This window comes from Bdellovibrionales bacterium (genome assembly GCA_041662785.1).
In the GTDB taxonomy this organism is placed as follows: domain Bacteria; phylum Pseudomonadota; class Alphaproteobacteria; order UBA9219; family UBA9219; genus UBA8914.
In genome coordinates, this window is the sequence record JBAZRW010000001.1 from 113,065 (window position 1) to 129,920 (window position 16,856).

The 16,856-nt window shown below is 51.8% G+C and carries 20 protein-coding genes and 1 tRNA gene; 12 read left to right on the forward strand and 9 right to left on the reverse strand.

All coding sequences use genetic code 11. The features are described 5' to 3' along the window. Window positions 1-179 precede the first annotated feature (179 nt). The 3 genes from WC612_00525 (at window position 180) to lysS (ending at window position 2,609) form a co-directional block, all read left to right on the forward strand. Complete coding sequence (locus WC612_00525; GenBank protein MFA6279262.1) at window positions 180-344, forward strand: hypothetical protein; 165 nt, start codon at window positions 180-182, stop codon at window positions 342-344. A gap of 47 nt (window positions 345-391) precedes the next feature. Continuing rightward, on the forward strand, window positions 392-1,015 hold the full coding sequence (locus tag WC612_00530) for a S24 family peptidase (protein MFA6279263.1): 624 nt from the start codon (window positions 392-394) through the stop codon (window positions 1,013-1,015). Between the two features lie 97 nt (window positions 1,016-1,112). Beyond that, window positions 1,113-2,609 carry a lysine--tRNA ligase gene (gene lysS, locus WC612_00535; GenBank protein MFA6279264.1) on the forward strand — a complete coding sequence of 499 codons (1,497 nt, stop codon included), beginning with the start codon at window positions 1,113-1,115 and terminating at the stop codon, window positions 2,607-2,609. Here the strand turns inward: lysS and WC612_00540 are convergent. Both WC612_00540 and WC612_00545 read right to left on the reverse strand, forming a co-directional pair. Beyond that, window positions 2,606-3,118 carry a hypothetical protein gene (locus WC612_00540; GenBank protein MFA6279265.1) on the reverse strand — a complete coding sequence of 171 codons (513 nt, stop codon included), beginning with the start codon at window positions 3,116-3,118 and terminating at the stop codon, window positions 2,606-2,608. The two genes, lysS and WC612_00540, sit on opposite strands and share 4 nt — an antisense overlap. A gap of 4 nt (window positions 3,119-3,122) precedes the next feature. After that, window positions 3,123-5,162 (reverse strand): hypothetical protein, encoded by a 2,040-nt coding sequence (locus tag WC612_00545; GenBank protein MFA6279266.1) that lies wholly within the window; start codon window positions 5,160-5,162, stop codon window positions 3,123-3,125. Window positions 5,163-5,379: 217 nt separating this feature from the next. Here WC612_00545 and WC612_00550 point away from each other — a divergent pair, with 217 nt between their 5' ends. The 3 genes from WC612_00550 (at window position 5,380) to WC612_00560 (ending at window position 8,178) form a co-directional block, all read left to right on the forward strand. After that, window positions 5,380-7,215 carry an ABC-F family ATP-binding cassette domain-containing protein gene (locus WC612_00550; protein MFA6279267.1) on the forward strand — a complete coding sequence of 612 codons (1,836 nt, stop codon included), beginning with the start codon at window positions 5,380-5,382 and terminating at the stop codon, window positions 7,213-7,215. Window positions 7,216-7,399: 184 nt separating this feature from the next. After that, window positions 7,400-7,840, forward strand: coding sequence for a hypothetical protein (locus tag WC612_00555; protein ID MFA6279268.1), 441 nt, complete (start codon window positions 7,400-7,402; stop codon window positions 7,838-7,840). After that, a complete protein-coding gene (locus tag WC612_00560) occupies window positions 7,825-8,178 on the forward strand; it encodes a CZB domain-containing protein (GenBank protein MFA6279269.1) in 354 nt (117 codons plus the stop codon). The genes WC612_00555 and WC612_00560 overlap by 16 nt, the downstream gene beginning before the upstream one ends. Window positions 8,179-8,191: 13 nt before the next feature. Here WC612_00560 and WC612_00565 read toward each other — a convergent pair whose 3' ends face one another. The 3 genes from WC612_00565 to WC612_00575 form a co-directional block, all read right to left on the reverse strand. Continuing rightward, window positions 8,192-9,103 (reverse strand): hypothetical protein, encoded by a 912-nt coding sequence (locus tag WC612_00565; GenBank protein ID MFA6279270.1) that lies wholly within the window; start codon window positions 9,101-9,103, stop codon window positions 8,192-8,194. Between the two features lie 246 nt (window positions 9,104-9,349). Beyond that, a complete protein-coding gene (gene fdxA, locus WC612_00570) occupies window positions 9,350-9,682 on the reverse strand; it encodes a ferredoxin FdxA (protein MFA6279271.1) in 333 nt (110 codons plus the stop codon). Between the two features lie 187 nt (window positions 9,683-9,869). After that, window positions 9,870-10,061: a tautomerase family protein gene (locus tag WC612_00575; GenBank protein ID MFA6279272.1), complete on the reverse strand. Its 192-nt coding sequence runs from the start codon at window positions 10,059-10,061 to the stop codon at window positions 9,870-9,872. Between the two features lie 105 nt (window positions 10,062-10,166). Between WC612_00575 and WC612_00580 the strand changes: the two genes are divergently transcribed. The 4 genes from WC612_00580 (at window position 10,167) to rlmJ (ending at window position 12,801) form a co-directional block, all read left to right on the forward strand. Then, the gene (locus WC612_00580) at window positions 10,167-10,400 is read left to right on the forward strand and encodes a hypothetical protein (protein ID MFA6279273.1); all 234 of its coding nucleotides are present in this window, start codon (window positions 10,167-10,169) and stop codon (window positions 10,398-10,400) included. Between the two features lie 205 nt (window positions 10,401-10,605). Beyond that, window positions 10,606-11,064 (forward strand): MarR family winged helix-turn-helix transcriptional regulator, encoded by a 459-nt coding sequence (locus WC612_00585; GenBank protein MFA6279274.1) that lies wholly within the window; start codon window positions 10,606-10,608, stop codon window positions 11,062-11,064. A gap of 43 nt (window positions 11,065-11,107) precedes the next feature. Next, window positions 11,108-11,968 (forward strand): NlpC/P60 family protein, encoded by an 861-nt coding sequence (locus tag WC612_00590; GenBank protein MFA6279275.1) that lies wholly within the window; start codon window positions 11,108-11,110, stop codon window positions 11,966-11,968. Further along, window positions 11,965-12,801 (forward strand): 23S rRNA (adenine(2030)-N(6))-methyltransferase RlmJ, encoded by an 837-nt coding sequence (gene rlmJ / locus WC612_00595; protein MFA6279276.1) that lies wholly within the window; start codon window positions 11,965-11,967, stop codon window positions 12,799-12,801. The genes WC612_00590 and rlmJ overlap by 4 nt, the downstream gene beginning before the upstream one ends. A gap of 18 nt (window positions 12,802-12,819) precedes the next feature. Here the strand turns inward: rlmJ and WC612_00600 are convergent, their stop codons facing one another. The 3 genes from WC612_00600 to WC612_00610 all read right to left on the reverse strand — a co-directional run bounded on the left by WC612_00600 (window position 12,820) and on the right by WC612_00610 (window position 15,060). Next, window positions 12,820-13,695: a hypothetical protein gene (locus WC612_00600; GenBank protein MFA6279277.1), complete on the reverse strand. Its 876-nt coding sequence runs from the start codon at window positions 13,693-13,695 to the stop codon at window positions 12,820-12,822. Between the two features lie 43 nt (window positions 13,696-13,738). Further along, window positions 13,739-14,236: a hypothetical protein gene (locus tag WC612_00605; protein ID MFA6279278.1), complete on the reverse strand. Its 498-nt coding sequence runs from the start codon at window positions 14,234-14,236 to the stop codon at window positions 13,739-13,741. Between the two features lie 131 nt (window positions 14,237-14,367). Then, window positions 14,368-15,060, reverse strand: coding sequence for an RlmE family RNA methyltransferase (locus tag WC612_00610; protein MFA6279279.1), 693 nt, complete (start codon window positions 15,058-15,060; stop codon window positions 14,368-14,370). A gap of 163 nt (window positions 15,061-15,223) precedes the next feature. On the opposite strand from WC612_00610, the gene WC612_00615 reads away from it, so the two are divergent. Further along, entirely contained in the window at window positions 15,224-15,616 is a 393-nt protein-coding gene (locus WC612_00615) for a glycine zipper domain-containing protein (protein ID MFA6279280.1), read from the forward strand. A gap of 215 nt (window positions 15,617-15,831) precedes the next feature. Next, a tRNA-Gln gene (locus tag WC612_00620) sits at window positions 15,832-15,905 on the forward strand. Window positions 15,906-16,142: 237 nt separating this feature from the next. Here WC612_00620 and WC612_00625 read toward each other — a convergent pair. Next, complete coding sequence (locus WC612_00625) at window positions 16,143-16,715, reverse strand: GcrA family cell cycle regulator (protein MFA6279281.1); 573 nt, start codon at window positions 16,713-16,715, stop codon at window positions 16,143-16,145. Window positions 16,716-16,856: the final 141 nt, after the last annotated feature.

A 16,856-nucleotide genomic window follows, 5' to 3' on the forward strand; every position in this document is an offset into this window, starting at 1 on the left:
TTATTATGCAAATTTATATTGTGTGCAATGCGGTAACAACTTGCTTGCACTGAATTCTTATGGTTAACGATCATTTTTGTATTTGTCTTTTCAAATTTTATGGACTCCAGTGAATTTATTTATACAATTAATACATAGCAAATACTTGCATTCAACGGATTTATTTTAAGGAAGAAACAATGAAAAAAGATGATAAAAACAAGAAGGGCTTTCAAGAAGCCAAGCAAACACCCCTTGATGGCACGCCCCTTCAGCCCAATAAGCTCAAAAAAGGCCATCTGAGCGAAATTTTTGAAACAGCACTTAAGGCTGTCGAGAAAATGGGCAAAAAAACGATCCATTAAAGCCTTGCGGCTTGTCGGATCATCAGGGATAGGTTATTATTCCTATCATGTTCACTCACGTCGATATTTGGCTGGCCATCGACCGTTTGGCCGAAAGCCATGGCCTCACCCCATCCGGTCTGGCCCGCAAAGCGGGTCTTAGCGCGACTCTGTTTAACCCTAGCAAGCGCTTTCATGGCGAACGCCCCCGCTGGCCTTCGACAGAAAGCCTTGCCGCTGTTTTAAACGCCACCCAGTGTCCGTTGGACGATTTTGTGGCCCTGATAACGGCAAAACAACGCGCCCTATCAAAAATACCGCTCTTTACCCTGACGCAAGCCGCCCACACCAACCTTTTCGATGAAGCAGGTATTCCGCAAAAAGAGCTTGGCGACTTCATGACTCTTCCCGCCGCCCATGACGGGACCGCGTTTGCGCTAGAAATTGATAATGAAACGCTAGAACCTCACTATTCTAAAGGATGCCGCCTTATTCTATCCCCTGCGGAAAAACCAAGGCGAGGCGAGCCCGTCGGCGTACGCACCGTGCAAGGCGATCTTTTCATCAAAAAATTGAACCGCGAGGGCGTGCTTAAAATAGAGCTGGCCTCTCTCACAGCGGGAGAGCCGCCTTTAACGCTACCGCGCCACGATATCGTGTGGATGAACCGGATCGTGTGGGCCAGCCAATAACCAGCCCTCCCCTTTTTTCTGCGAAAGCAGGCTTGCTCCCCGTCTTTAAACAACGTAAAAAGAAGGCTCGTTCTCCTTTATTAAATGGATTGACCCCATGTCTGAAGAATCCTGCACAGCCGCTACGCCCGAAGACGAACAAACCCGTCGCGGCCAACGCCTTGACGCGCTAACGGCTCGTTTTGGCAATCCGTTTAATGAAACGCGCTTTGATAAAACGCACAGCGCGCAGGCTATCAAAAAACAATTTGAATCGTTAGAGAATGGCGAAAAAACCGATGTCACGGTTGCCATCGCCGGACGCATTATGGCCATCCGCAACAACGGCATGTTCCTAGATGTGATGGATGACAGCGACCGCGTGCAAGCTTTTCATGATCTGAAGAACACCTCGCCCGAACGGTTAGAACTTCTCGCCCTTCTTGATTTAGGCGATATCGTCGGCATCACGGGCAAAGTGCGGCGCACGCCACGCGGCGAAATTACGGTGGATGCCGAAGACCTTAAAGTCCTGTCCAAAGCGTTGGAGCCGCCTCCCGAAAAATATCACGGCCTAAAGGACGTTGAGGTTCGCTTCCGCCACCGCGAGCAAGACCTTGCCTCCTCGCAAAAAACACGCGACACGCTGCGCGCACGCTTTAAAATGATCTCAACGCTGCGCCACTTTCTGGAAGAAAAAGGTTTTCTGGAAGTTGAAACGCCGATGCTGCACGTCCTTGCTGGCGGGGCGCTCGCCAAACCCTTTACGACGCATCACAACGCGCTGGACATGCCACTTTATCTTCGCATCGCGCCAGAGCTACACTTGAAAAGGCTTGTCATCGGTGGATTGTCGGAGAAGGTTTTTGAAATCAATCGCAGCTTTCGCAACGAAGGCATGAGCCCTAGGCACAACCCTGAGTTCACGATGATTGAGATTTATCAGGCCTATGTTGATTTTACGGCGATGATCGAGCTGGCCGAATCCATCATCGAACACATCGCCAAAACGATTCACGGCACGACGAAAATCACGTTCGGTGATAAAGAGATTGATTTCACCGCGCCATGGCCGCGCAAAAGCATGGTTGATCTGGTCACGGAACACACGGGCGTTGATTTCTATAAAATCACGGATCCCGTGGCCGCGCGCGAAGCCGCCGCCAAGATTGGCATCAAAACGCAAGAGGGCCTCAGCTGGGGCCAGATTGTCGAGGCCGTCTTTGGTGAGCGCGTTGAAGACAAGTTGATTCAGCCCACGCACGTCATTGACTTGCCCAAGGAAATCTCGCCGCTGTCCAAAGCATGGCCAGATCGCCCGCATGTCGCGCAACGTTTTGAGACGTATGTCAACGGATGGGAACTCGCCAACGCGTTTAGCGAGTTGAATGATCCACGCGAGCAACGCGCCCGTTTCCTTGAACAAGCCGAGCAAAAGCGTGGCCCCGATGAGCCGCCTCACCCCATCGATGATGATTTCATCAAGGCGTTGGCGTTTGGCATGCCGCCCATGGGCGGCTTGGGGATTGGACTGGACCGTCTGGCTATTTTGATGACGGACAGCACGACCATCCGCGAGGTCATCGCGTTTCCGACCATGCGGCCTTTAGCCTAACCACCTCTGTTGCTCTTTACAACGTCCAGCGATGTATCAGAGGCGACATCGGGGCCCCAAATGGCCTCTAGCTGTTGCATGCCTTCACGCAAGGTGCGCAGGCGGCTTTCTTGATTGATCAAGAAAACCGAGGCAATCACAGGCGGTACGGCGTAAAGGATCAAATGCCCAATACCTGCCGCCCCCAGCATAATGGCCCATGAGGCTGGCTGCCTAATAATCGCCATGGCCGCATCCATCGTTTGACCATTTTGCCAAAGATCAATCAGAAACGGCAGAACACCCGCAAAGTTCATATAACCAATTGTCGCAAGCCCCGACCTGTTTTCATCCGTATCCGTGACAAGCGCGACAAAGGTCGGCGTGAGCCCCAAGCAAATAAGAAGCGTGGGGATGCCAAAGGGCGCAAGGCAGCCCGCAATCACCATCACAAGGATGAGCTTGAACCCGCCTTTTTTGGGCTTGGACCCCTTTTCTTTTTTGCTTTTTTCTTCTGGTGCCCCTGTCATCCGCCTACCCCATCAACCCTTGCCATACCGTTTTCCACAACGTCACAGCAATCAAAATTAAAGCCAACAAACTGGCGACACTGGCGGATACAGGCCGCCCCATTTCGCGCGCGACTTGGTTTTTGTTGCTAATGTTCTTTTCTATCATGGCCATTTCTTTTTGAATGTTCCGATACATCGCCCTTGCCGAAAGAAAATCGTTTTCATCGCCCATAACGCGGGCTGAATCGTCCACCCTCTTAAGCAACAAAGAAAGGCTTCCTTGATCAACTGCCTCCTTCGCCTGACGACGCACCTTGTCCTGAAGAGGCTTGCTAAGAAACCGCCGCAAACAAGGCTCCACAAGCGGCATCAACCAAGCACAGAGCTGCGGCAGTTTGTCGGGGCCATAACGGTTCTGCATCTCCCCAAACAAAGAGATCAGGGCAAGCCCACGCTTTAGGCTCGACTCGGTTGGACCCATGGCCGTGAAAAGGGATTCACTGCGCTTTTCCCTCGCTATAAGAAAAGCCGCCAGATGACGATCCATCGGCTCACTCGATCGTGCGCCGGAAGCCACCATACGTTCTAACGAACTTAAAATCTGTTTAGGCGAAAGAATGAAGTCGTTTTTAAAAAGAGGGCTAAGACAGGGCGCTCCCGAATTCATCTCATAAAGAACCCGCTCTAGACCACTGCCAAATGATGTTTTTTCCGCATAAGCAGCCATACGTTCAAGCTGCTGCGCCAAAGGCACAAAATCGGTTTTAACATCTTTTTGCATATTGACCCAAAGCGTCACAAATCGTGACGTCAGGATCTCGCTAAGGATCTGAAGATTCTGGCCTGTCATAATCGCTTCGGCTAAAACCGTAGCTATGCCCTGTGGCATAACCGACAGCCCGCGATAACGAATGGGAGAAACAGGATCAAGCGCAATACAAACCCGCGCCACCAATTGATCCTGATACGATGTTGTTTTTCCTTTTTCTTTAATCTCCTCCACAACCTCGGCAACACTTTTAGCGCGTTCCTCATCCCCCAAAGAGCGCGTGATCCATTTTTCAAGACTTCCGTTTTCTATGACCTTAACGGCCTCAGCCACATTTTCGGCCATCCCTGCCGCCAAGGGGCGAAGCTGCCAATACTCCTTGCCCGCTATGGAAAAATGGCGGCTGGCGCGACGACCCGCATCAGAACTTTTAGGCGTGGCGCGTCGCCCAGTCATCCACTGCTCAAGGTCTTCCGCCGTCCACCGCTGGCGCGGGTCATCGCTCAAAAGACCGCGCAACAATTCAATGTGCGCGGGGGGCAAGCGACGTGTTCCTAGCGTCGCGGTAAAAGAGCCCTTGTCTAATTTTAAACGAAGAGCCGCTTGATCATCGATCCCCTGAAACGGGTTAGTCCCCAAAACAACAAAAGCCAACGTCATGCCAAAAGCATAACAATCATCCGCATGGTTACCCTCGCCACGCGCGATAGGTTGGCACAAGGCTCTTTCTATTGGTTCAAAAAGACTAGGCTGGCCAACACCACAGGGCGCTGACAGGCCATCCCCAATTTGCGGAGGGGTCGTGCTGCCATCGCGCCAGAAGATATTGGTTGGCCTAATCCCGCCATGAACAAGCCCTGTGCGCTGAAACTCGAGCAGCGCCTTAATCATGGGGATGACAAACGCGTTATTAACCGTATCCTCACTCATGACTGGGTGCGTTTCATTAAGCGACTTCCAATAACGCTCGGCCAAAGGCCGTTCGTAAATCAGAGCGTAGTAATTGGTGTTTTGCGCTGGCCAATGAACAACGCCGCCCTCACACAAGCGTAGGATGCAGGGACTATCGATCATTTTCATGGCGCGAACATTTTCGATGCGAGGCAACACCCCACCTGAGCTGATGATTCCCATCAACGCCTGCATCGCATCGTTTTTGTGACGCGCAGCATAGGCTGCCCCGCCCGCCGCATTAAAAGCAGGCAAGGCCTTGTCCGGATACAAAAGGTATCGTCCTTCCAAAGGAAGGCCCGCGCCCCAATCTTCCGCTTGTGTTTCTCTTTCTTCAGCCATAGGTGCGTTTTTTGAATTCTGTGAGGAAAAGTACCAACATCATGAAATATACAAACCAGATGGTAAAAAAAGTGGTTAATCTACGCGCCTTCTTTGCTCATATTCGAAAAAAAGAGCCATCCCTTTGATAAACATTAGCAAAATCATGTGGCTTCCTTGGGCTCAATCTCCTATTGATGAGGCTCCCGTCACCCCTTTTTAGTGTTTGCCTGTCATCATGCCCCTGCTTTTATCCGTTCAAGAAGCCGAAATAAGCTTTGGCCCCAAAACGCTTTTCAAAGACCTTGCCTTCACCATTCAGGATGGAGAGAAGATTTGTCTTATCGGCCAGAATGGCGCAGGCAAAACGACGCTGATGAACATCATCACGGGTGTGCGCGAGCTTGATGCCGGCACGCGTTGGCAATTGCAGGGCGCGTCCATCGGCTATATGCAGCAAGAAATAACGCCACGACCGGATCAAACGATCTATGAGTTCGTGTTCGATGAATTAAACCCAGAAAACAAAAACGACCGCAACGCCTATAAAGTTGAAAAGATCCTCGAACCGCTTGAGCTGAACATTCACGACAAGATGGGCTCTCTGTCGGGGGGCGAGCTGCGCCGCGCCGCGCTGGCGCGGGCGCTGGTCGAACAACCCGACATCCTTTTGCTGGACGAGCCGACCAACCACCTTGACCTTTCCATCATTGAATGGCTTGAAAGCTACCTTCGCGCCTATCGCGGCGCGGTTTTGTGCATTAGCCATGATAAGGCCTTTCTAAGCAACATTTCCAACAAGGTTTTCTGGCTGGATCGAGGCAAGTTGAGGGTCTGCCCCAAAGGCTTTGCCTTTTTCGAAGAATGGTCGATCATGATGCTGGAGCAAGAGGAACGCACGCTTCGCACAAGGCAAAAAAACCTTGATCAGGAAGTCGCGTGGGCCAGTCGCGGCGTTAAGGCTCGCTGCAAGCGCAACGTCCGCCGCCTTGACCAAATGAAAGCCGAGCGCGACCGCCTACGCGCCGATAAAAACACGCTTGGCCGCATGCTGGCGAGGATTGAATTCACGCCGCAAGAACAAGCACAGGCGGCCTCACGCCTAATTGCCGAGTTTTACAACGTCTCGAAAAACTTTTATGACGCGAACCATCCGGATAGGCCAGAGCGTGTGATTCTGGACAAATTTCATCTACGTCTTCAACGCGGCGAGCGCATCGGCATCGTCGGCAAAAACGGCACAGGCAAAACAACCTTCCTGAAATTGTTGATCGGCGAATTGACGCAAGATTCGGGAACCATCAAACGCGCCAAGGATCTGGCCCTGACCTATTTCGATCAAAACCGTAAAGACCTGAATTCCGATAAGTCCTTGCAACGCAATCTCATTCCAAACGGTAGCGATTATATCGAGGTGATGGGGAAAACGCGCCATGTGTGCGGCTATCTGAAAGATTTTCTGTTCGATCCCAAGATGGCCTCACAGCCCGCAGGAACCCTATCGGGCGGGCAGAAGAACCGCCTGATGCTCGCCAAAACGCTGGCCAATCCGGGCAACTTTTTGATCCTTGATGAACCAACCAACGACTTGGATATGGACACGCTTGACAAGCTTGAGGACATTCTGTCCAGCTATACCGGCACGCTTCTGGTCGTCAGTCATGATCGTGACTTTCTGGACCAAACGGTTACGAAAATTTTGGCCTTTGAGGGCGATGGCAAGGTCGAAGGCTACATCGGCGGCTATAGTGATTACCGTGCGGCACAAAAGAAAAAGGAAGAGCCCGACGCCCCTGCTTCCTGCCCAACCAAGAAGTCGCGTAGCGACTCTCCGGCAAAAAGGGAGAGGCCCCAGCTTTCCTATAAGTTGCGCTTTGAGTTGGACAACATGCCGGAAAAAGTCGCCAGCCTTGAGCATCAAAAGAAACAGATTGAAGAACGCCTAACAGACACAACCCTTTATGAAAAAGACCAAGCGACCTTTCTGGCGCTTTCGCTTCGCCTGACGGATGTAACGCAGCAACTTGACGAGGCCTTGGCGCGTTGGGTTAATCTTGAGGCCATTAATGAATAACGCTTTATTAAAGAATGAATGCAGAGCATGTGGTTGGCTCTTTCACCTTTTATTAACCATAATCTCTTTACACTATGCGACAACTATGGGGTGTGCCCCGTGGAGGTTCGCCAACCAAGTCTATAATAAGCCAGATCACCATCAATAGTCTTAAGCCCACAGCCCCCCCCTTGAGGAACTCGCCATGTTTTCTTTTCTCCATAAGAACAATACGGTAGAGCAACAAGCCAACACCGCTACCAGCGGGATAGCAGAGTCAGCTCTTCATTCTTTACATGACTCTATTCAGGAACTAGCGCAAAAGGGCGCGTTTATTAATTTCCTGACTCGCAAGGATGATATCGCAAAGGTTCTTCGCCCCTTAGCTCAAGCACAACGAAACTGCAAACTAGGGATGTTGGACTCCATTGTCAGCATTTGGGTAGAACAAACGCGGCCTCTCCTTACAATTGCAGAGATGTTTCGCGATATGCGCGAACTTGGTAATCGAAGTCAAACTATGGCCTCCGCGTCAGAAGAAATGCTGGCGTCAATCAATGAAGTGGGGCGTTCAGCCGAAATTGTCTCGCGTGACGCCCAAGATGTCAAAACGGAACTAACATCCAGCGTATGCTTGTTCTGCTGACCAAAGCCGATCATGCCAGCTATAAAAAGACAATTATAGATACGTTACTGGGCACAAAAACAGCCAAAAGCTCTGGCATTGCCGATCACCACACCTGCCGCCTTGGCAAATGGTATGACACACTAGACAACCCCCTTATCACGAACGCTCCTGCCTTTGCCAAATTGGCAGGACCCCACGCTTGCGTTCATGCCGCAGGGAAAAAAGCGCTGGAGTATTACGAACAAGACGATGCATCAGCGGCACTGGAACAAGCCAAATTGATGGACGAAGCCTCATTTGAGGTGATCGCGCTGTTGGAAGAAATCCATCAGCATATCAAGGGTCAATTTGAATAAATCCCCTGCGGCTCTAGCCATTTTTGGCGATAGGGAACTGGCTTAAATAACACCTCTTCGGCGGTGCGTTGCCCTCAGGCTGGCATATCAGCCGCGTGCCCACGCCCTCTTCCCCCGCCAAAAGACGCGTCACAACATTGGGCGTGCGCGAATTAGCAATAAAAACCTGCCGCTGCCAATGCGCCCACGGCGCGGGATCACAGGCGCGTTCACCCTCGCGTCCACACAAGAAACAGTGCGCTGCCTTGATCTTGCCCTTCATGCCACCAAGGCCACTGGACGACGTGCCGTTGGTATCAATGCCCTGCCATGTCGAAGGATCACAAAAATTGATGGTCGTTATTTTTCGTGCCGATGGATCGCTAGGGTTCGTCGTATAAACGCCATCTACATTGGACAGGACAATCATCGTATCGGCCTGAATAAGGCGCGAAACGTGTTTGGCCAGTTGATCGTTATCGGTAAAGCGAAGCTCGGTCGTCGCCGCGCCGTCATTTTCATTAATGATAGGGATAATGTTGGGCATGCCAAGCTCAACAAAAAGAGGCGCTGCCACATCCTCAACCGGACTGACATCCTCATTCCCAAAATGCCTTCTTTCAAAAAGAGATTGGGTAACGCCGATATCGTCATAGCGAAGAAGATCACCATAAAGGCGCATCAACTCGACCTGCCCGCGTTTGGAGGCCACCTGCCGTTCGCGAAGCGTCAGCTTTTTCGCCTTATCCCAACCCAAAAGGTGGCGACCAACCCCCACAGCGCCAGAAGTGACCAGCACAACAGCGTGCCCCGCTTTTTTCAGCGCAACGAGTTGGTGGGTCAGCGGCGCAAGAACGGTCAGATCCGGAAGACCTTGAGCGTTGCTCAAAGCCTCGGTTCCGATTTTAACGACGATTGTTTTTTTCTGATTGAGGGGATCAGCCATTATAAAAACTCCACAATGAAAATTCTTAAAACAAGGCGTTCTTGGTTAATTTTCTTGGCTCTCAGGCTTTACAATAGCTTTTTTTTCGCCTTGCTTCAAATACAATCATATAATTGCGTCATCCCCGCGACCTGTCGCGCCGAAGCTGCGAAGCAGCGTAGGGGGAAGGCGGGGATGACGATAGACTATATTTGTTTAGTTAGGTGATTTTTGACAGATCACGAGAAAAAAGCATGGGAGGAGGCATTAACCTTCGCCTGATTCTTCGCTGAATTGATCACCCTTGCCCTCTTTGCCTTTCCAAGCGTCGGCATCGGCAGGGACAGTGCCCTTATGCGTGATATTGGGCCATTTGGCCGCAAAATCGCGGTTCACATCCGCCCACTTTTCGGCGCGGGAATCGCTATCCGACACGATGGCTTCCGCAGGACATTCAGGCTCGCACACGCCGCAATCGATGCACTCGTCAGGATTGATCACGAGCATGTTTTTGCCTTCGTAAAAGCAATCCACAGGGCAAACCTCAACACAATCCATATATTTGCAGCGGATGCAGGCTTCGGTCACAACGTACGGCATAGGTTTTCTCCAGCTTCTGTTAATTCACTAAGCCTCTTTGCATAATCACAAACATCATTGACCAAAACAAAAAATGGGATGCCAGCCTACGCTGGCATGACGGGGGTTGTTTTCATCCCCCTCTCGTCATCCCCGCGAAGGCGGGGATCCCATTTGGTTTCTTTTCTGTATTGGTTATGCAAAAAGGCTACTTTTTAAACTTATCCATCGCGATTCCGCCAATGGAATGATCGATAGGGCTCATTTCAACCAGATGTATTTTGACATGCTCCGTGGGGATTTCAAGCGTCTGATAAACGGCCTTGGCCACTTCCTCATGTAGCTTTCTTTTCTTATCTTCGCTATGGCCCGCCATAAGCTCAATTGTAACCCAAGGCATAATGATCCCCCTTTAACCAAAACGCCCTCAACGGAAGGGCTTCATTTTAGCGAACTTATCCGGCACACTAGCCAAGAACTGATTCTTCTGCAAGGAGGCTTTGCTATGTCCATTCCTCAAGCCATTCTTTTCGGGGCGCTGCTGATCGCGGGCAGCGTTATGCTGCTTCAAAACACGGGAAAAGCGGAGGCCTATGCCAGCGGCCCCTTCCAGCTGATGCACCACAGTAACCCGACCGCCAATGCGGGGGTTTTCCGCCTTGATACGTCGTCGGGCGAGGTGAGCTATTGCTACCTGTCCCAAAACAACAACCTTGTTTGCAGCCAAGCCATCAAGTAGCCCCCGCAACCGTATGATTGGATTCGAAACATCCCGTCGCGCCTCAGGGTTTACCTCAAGCAACAGGCCTGCCCTGCCTGTGTTTTTCGGCAACGTCAAGCGCGTGAATTGCGCAAAAAAATAATTCTCTGTCTTGCGAATCAAACGCGAGTAGCTCACACTCTGCTCCTGAATTCTTTTCGACCCATTGCGTAAGGATGTTATCGTGAGCACGCAACTTCAAGCACTCGAATTATGGCGCACCTCTCTTGTCGCAAGCGTCCGTAGCGACGCCCCCGACCTCTCGGCAAGACAAATGGCCCTCCTCCTTTGCGTTTATTTGGGCGCTGGCCCCCATACCGTTCGCGGCCTTGCCAAGGATCTGAAAATATCGAAGCCTGCCATCAGCCGCGCGCTGGATCGCCTCGGCGAACTTGGCTATATCCGCCGTGAGCGCGACGACCTTGACCGCCGCAACGTCCTTGTTCAACGCACACCCGAAGGCGGTGTGTTTTTGACGAATTTCTCCAAGATGATCATGGATGCCCAGACGCACAGCGCCGCTATTCCCGATCATCAGGCGCTAGACTTCGCGTTCGAATCCTTAAGCGCGGCTGCGGCTGCCATGGGCTCGCCCACCGAGGAAAAGACCGCGCCTTCCGCTTGGTCGAATGTCGCCGCATAATCGCGCTGACAGCCTAGGCTTTTCTTGCTAGATTAGCCCCATTATGACCGAAAAAGAGCCCCTTGACCCGACGATAAACGCGTTTCGCCCCGATCTGGCGGATGCGTCTTTGCGCGCCTATGTTCAGGCAGAAAGCTATGTCGAGCCCGCCTTGCGCCAATGCGTGCGCGGCATTATCCCCCTTCTACAGGCCCCCGATCCAGACGCCCCACGGATCAGCGAGATTCGCTATGGCGAGTTTTTGGATGTTTTTGAGGAACGCAAGGACGGTTTTGCGTGGGTGCAAAATCGTAATGATCGTATGGTTGGCTATATTCAAAAGGATGGCGTCTTAAGCGAGTCCATCGCGGCCCTTATGAACCGCATCAATGTGTTGCACACGTTTGTTCACGCCAAGCCTGACCCGCGCTCGCCCATCTTGGACCGCTTGACGCTTGGCTCTTACGTTTCTCTGGCCGGCGAAGAGGGCGAGTTTTACCCCCTAGCCAGCGGCGGCTATGTCTTCAAAGGCCACGTTGTCCCGACTGATGAGGTTTTTTGCGCCGACTTTGTTTTTACGGCAGGCCAGCTTCTCGGCCGCCCCTTTCTGGCGGGCGGCCGCACGCCCTTAGGGATCGATGCCGAGGGTCTTGTCCAACTCGCCTTGGATCTGGGGGGAATCGATGCCCCGCGCACCAATGCCCAGCTAAAAGCCCTTTTCGGCCATCCCCTACCTTGTCACTGGCGAGATATTGTGTGGAAGCGCGGCGATCTTGTCTTTTTTGAGAACGCCGCGCATGTCGGCCTGATGACCAGCCCCGACCATATTATCACCGCCGATCCCCTCGTCCGGCAGGTAACTGTTGAGCCTTTGGAGAACCTGACAGACCGAGGCTATCGCATCGTCGCGGCAGGGCATCCGTGAATTACCGCCACGCCTATCACGCGGGCAATGTCTGCGATGTCGTCAAGCATGCAACGCTGGCGCTCATCCTCCTTCACCTTCAAAAAAAAGATAAAGGCTTTACCGTCTTGGATACGCACGCGGGCTGCGGGCAGTATGACCTGACTGATCCTTGCGCCCTGAAAACAGGCGAGGCCGAGTCAGGCGTCCAAAAGATTTGGGCAGGGAGCGCGGCGGCAACGCCAGAGCTTGCCCCCTATCTTCAGGTTCTACGCGGCCTTAATCCCGACGGGGCGCTGCGCCACTATCCGGGCTCACCCGCCTTGGCGCGGCACATGATGCGCCCGCAAGACACGCTGATCGCGTGCGAGCTTCACCCCGATGATGCCAGCCTTCTACGCCGCCACTTCCACGGCGATAAGCAAACGCAGGTTCATCATCGCGATGGGTACGGCGCACCCAAGGCGTTCCTGCCCGCCCTTAAAGAACGCAGTTTAATCCTGATCGATCCGCCCTTTGAACAGCCGGATGAGTTCAACGCGCTGGCACAGGCGGCAGCGGCAATCCATGCGACGCTCCCGCAAGCCATCGTCGCGCTTTGGTATCCGATTAAGGAGCGACCAACCATCTGGCGCTTTCACGAGGCATTGATTGCGGCGGGACTGCCCAAGCTTCTGGCCGCCGAGTTTATCTTTCACCCCGAAACGCGGCATGATCGCCTCAACGGTTCAGGCTTTGTTATCGTGAATCCCCCGTGGATGATCGAAGCGCAACTGGCCGCCCTTTTCCCCACCCTTCACGCCCTGCTTGAAACCGAAGAGCAAGGGAGCGTGGTACGGATGCTGGGGGCGTAGCTTTCTTTATGGATATTTTTATTGGACAAGTTGCCGTGGCTTACAAATGATCGGCGGAGAGCTTCTTAGGCAGACAGAGTCTGCTTCGTTGTTGAGCGGCATGGAAACAACAGAACCATCCCGCAGCAACCCAACCATATTTTTACCCGTTGCCGCACTACGAAGCCCGTAACTATCCTGTTCCAAACGGACAAAAAAGGAGGAGGAAGCAAAAGGCAGCGCTCTTTCTGCGTACGTCATGGATTCTTGGTTTAATTTTGCCTTCTTAATGGGAGGCAGACCACTGGACGTCGTCACAGAAGCTTTCGGCTCCCCTGCTCTTTTCTGGGCATCAACACTAAGGTTCCGATCATAATAATAGCTGGTGGCTAAATTAGCGGGAAGACCAAAGATAATGGTAGATATAGCGCTGGTGACGATAGCCGCTTTAATGGCCGCTTTCAAAGCCGTGTTCTCCGCCGCCTTGAAAGCGTGTCTTATGGCCTCATCCAGTTTTTCAATCACGGCCTTCTCGATGGTGACCGCGATACTTTCGGTTCGCGCCTCAATTTTGTTCGATGAAGCTTCGATTTTTGCCGCCGCCGCATTGATGAGTGATAGGGTGTTTTCAATGCGAGCATTGCTTTGTTCGATATTTGTCAGCTTTTGTGTGTGCTCAATGAAATCACGACGACCCTTCTCAGCAAGACTTTCCGCCTTAGCAAGAAAGCCTATGACAAACTCTGACTGTTCCAAAAGACCTATAGCCTGAGCAGGAGATAATTTAAGAGCCAGAACTCTTCGCTCAAAAAGAACGATGGCAACCATTGGCGTTAAATCATTCTTTGGTCGCTCGTGAAAAAAGAGCTCATGCGATTTCGACAAAACGTGTGCCCAAGTAACACTTTCTTCCATAAATCCCCCGTTCTAAATATAAGAACAGGATATATCATTCTGATTATGAAATGTTTAATTCTTTGGGTTTTAATGATGTGTTTTTTGTTCCTGTTGGCTTTTTTTCAATTTCAATAAGCGCCTTATCTATAAGGCCGGACATTTTTTCCCTCAGTATTGCAACAGATTGCTGATCTGCCTCACGGATACCCAAACACAATTTCTCAGCCAGACTTGGAGGTTCACCCTCAGGTTTACACACTGAAATTTCAGTATGCGCGGACGGTGTTTTTTTTGCACTGTGATTTCCCTGAATCTTAAGAAGGGTTTTGTCAATTAAGTTATTCATTTCAGCTTCCATCTGCAAAACAGACTGCTGATCAACTGTACGCAGACCCGCGCATAATTCGGCTGTCCATAGATTACTAAGAGATGGTTGCGTGATTTCCGGCTGCGCAGGCGGTGTTCTTTTTGTTACTACTGTTGGCATGGCGACCCCCATAGCCACGATCTCATAAACACTCTGCTGTGGAGATATATCGTGGTAAGAGATCACTAACATTTTATGGGTCCTTTTGCAAAAAAATAAATGTTTTCTTATGGCCATATCCCACTCAGTATAATTATAAATTATTGATACCCCATTAACTGTTATGGTTAAAATTAAGATGAGATTCCTTTAGTTTCTTTGCGCTACCCCTTAAATCCCATGGCGACGATAAAGGATTCGGATGAGTCCTGACGGCTAGAGGCGGGTTTAGCGTGGCGAACTTTAGTGAAATTCTTTTTCAGCATATCCAGCAGCGATTTTTCCGCGCCGCCTTGGAAGTATTTGCACACAAAAACCCCGTTCGGGGCCAGAACCTCTACAGCGAAATGCGCAGCGTTTTCGGCCAACCCCATGATGCGGATATGATCGGTGGCGGTATGCCCCGTGGTCGAAGGAGCCATATCGCTGAGCACCAGATTGGCCTTACCGCCTAAAAGCTCTTTTAATTTCTCAGGCGCATCATCGGCCAGAAAATCCATATGCAGGATTTCCGCGCCGCCGATGGGGTCCATCTCTTGAATATCCAGCGCGATAAGCTTACCCTTCGCGCCGATCCTTTTCACCACGACCTGCGACCAACCGCCCGGCGCCGCGCCCAGATCAATGACCCGCTGGCCTGATTTGATAAAGTGAAACTGCTCATCCAGCTGTAAAACCTTGAACGCCGCGCGTGAGCGATAGCCCATGTCCTTGGCCGCCGCGACATAAGGATCGTTCAATTGCCGCTTAAGCCACTGCGCGGAGGAATTGCTGCGTTTCTTGGCGGTCTTCACGCGCACGGCCTCACGCCTTTTTGAGGCCAGCCCGCCCGTTCCCGTTTTTTTCGTCGTCACCATGTCTTCCGCGCTTTCTATTCTTTGGTTCTTCTTTTACGGCCTTTTCAGCCAATGATCCTATAGGAAAACAACACCTCTGGCCAATCGTGCGTTTTTACGCTACGATCCCGTCCGTTCTAAAGCGAAATTCACACCCCAACCCCTTAAGATGCAGGAGTCTTTTATGGTTACCAGAAAAACGCTTTCTCTCGCTTCCACCTTGTGCGCGGTCTCTGTCCTTCTGGCAGGTTGCGCCACAACTTATACCCCCGTTGTCGATACCAAAGGCATCGATGCCGTGAAGTATCAGCAAGATCTCGGCGAATGCCGCGCTCTATCCGACCAAGTCGATGCCGCTGAAAATGGCGCGACGGACGCTTTGATCGGCGCAGGTGTTGGCGCGGCAGCGGGCGCGGCGCTTGGCGCCATCAGCGGTAATGCAGGCATGGGGGCAGCTACGGGCGCAACGATTGGCGCTTTTGGCGGCGGCGGGGCAGGAACGATGAGTTCGCTCGACCGCAAGAAAAACATCATGAACAACTGCCTGAAAGGCCGTGGCTATAAGGTTTTGGGCTAAAAAACGCCAAAAACAACTACACAAAGCCAAACGGGTGTGTTAGAGCCTTTTTTCACTCTCGCTATGGCACAGGATTTTTAGTTGTTTTCGAGAACCGCATCGCAAGTGTACAAATGAGTACACGCGAAGCGGAAGCGTAGAAAACAGATAAAAAGCCAAAGCCAGAGTAGAGGGTGAAAACAGGCGCTTAGGAAACGCGCCTGAACAAGTCTGCTTGGGAGATCGTCTAGCGGTAGGACAATAGACTCTGACTCTGTTTACCTAGGTTCGAATCCTAGTCTCCCAGCCAATAAACAAAAGGCCGCCCATAGGGCGGCTTTTTGCTTGTTAATTGAGAATATGCATTCGAACCGACAACTAGGTTCGACAACAAGGCATTCAACAACGCGAGGCGGAATAACGCCGAGCGGAAAAATTATTAAGTATGCCGAAGGCGCGATGGAGCACAGCGACATCAATCCTAGTCTCCCAGCCAACAAAAAAGCCCCCGTTAGGGGGCTTTTTACTGCGAAGGGAAAAGACTGGTTTATTCCTTTTCTTCGGCCTTGGGTTTGCCGCCAAAGCTTACCGCGACGGCATCAGCGCTGGCATTGGCGCGCGATTTACGCGACACAGTTTGATAAGCGATGCGGGCGTGATGGGAGCAATAAGGCAAACTCTCTTGCGTCTCACAGCCACAAAAACGGAAGTCAGGCGAACGAGGATCGCCGATAGGCCAACGACAGTGACGCTCGCCAGCTTTGGTGACAGGAATGCCCTCGCTACGACGGACGATCTCAATCGGCCTGAGGATAGGATCGGGGATCACCACCGAACGGGCAGGCGCTTCGGATTGAACGGGTGGCATCGCACGCAAGGAAGCTCGTCGCTTACTGATCTTCGTGATGGAGGCCATCACGACCCCCCTTGTCTTAGAGGTTGGCTCAACCGTGGCGCGGCCGGAGGCGGCAAGACCCGCCGAAAGCTTCAAGCGATGCGCCTTACCAATAACCGCGTTGCGCGTTACGCTTCCGCCCAGATTTTTGGCGATGTCGTTGGCGCTGTAGCCATTGCCCCACATTTGTTTAAGTGTTTGGATTTGTTGATCGGTCCAGACCATGGCGCGTAAGCTCCCTTGAAAAAAGTTCAACATTTGGACGGTTGGCGCACTCAAAATCCCGTTTCGATCCCGAAAGCGTGCCGTCAAAGATTAACCAAACCACTTGGCATGAGGCACAAGATGTTGTGGCTAACGAGATAG